Source organism: Candidatus Symbiopectobacterium sp. NZEC135 (assembly GCF_025962695.1).
Map to the genome: position 1 here is coordinate 1 of NZ_JAGFPF010001170.1, position 677 is coordinate 677.

1 protein-coding gene and 1 pseudogene are annotated in these 677 nt (G+C 58.9%); both read left to right on the top strand.

The genetic code is table 11. The features are described from left to right. Nucleotides 1-255, top strand: a pseudogene (locus tag J5224_RS33135) (sigma-54-dependent Fis family transcriptional regulator); the annotation flags it as partial. Then, a partial coding sequence (locus J5224_RS33140; RefSeq protein ID WP_264629145.1) for a type VI secretion system-associated protein TagO occupies nt 231-677 on the top strand: 447 nt, incomplete at its 3' end. The pseudogene J5224_RS33135 and the gene J5224_RS33140, both read left to right, overlap by 25 nt.

Below are 677 nucleotides of genomic sequence, written 5' to 3' on the forward strand. Positions count from 1 at the left end.
ACGCCGGAGGGGGAAACGGTGACGTTAGCTGCCTTGCCACAAGAAATACGCGAACGCATGGCGGGAAGCGCGGAGGAAACCAAAGCGCATTTTCAGGAGATCCACGATCTGCGCGTCGCCACGCAGCAATATGAGGCCGCGGTGATCAAAGCACGCATGAGCCAGTTCCATGGTAACCGTCTGCTGGTGGCGGAGAGTCTCAATATTCCCAAACGTACACTCGATCACAAATGCCAGAAGCTGGAGGTGAACTGATGCTGCTGACTGCATTACCGCTGCTGTTAGCGACGACGGGCGCTCCGGATTCGGCTTGGCTGACATTGTGGGAACAGTGCCGCAGTGAAACCACCTCTGAGGTACGGCTGGCCTGCTATGACGCACTCAGTCGTGAAGGGGGGCGTGCGGGAGCAATGTCGTCTGCGGAGAAAAACGATGGCTTCCACTTACAGCGTGAGGCAAACGGTGGCGACATGACCTTAACGCGCTCGCTGGCTGACGGCAATCAACTGGTAGTGAGCTGTACCAGCAACATCACGCACCTGCGGCTGACGCTGGTGACGCCCTGGGTGGGAGAGGCGGTTAACGTGCAGTTGGACGGTATCCGCAGCGCAGACAGCTGGTTTGTGCGCAACCACGGTCAACTGCTGGAGTATGGGCGTGGCTTGCCGGCGGTCGAT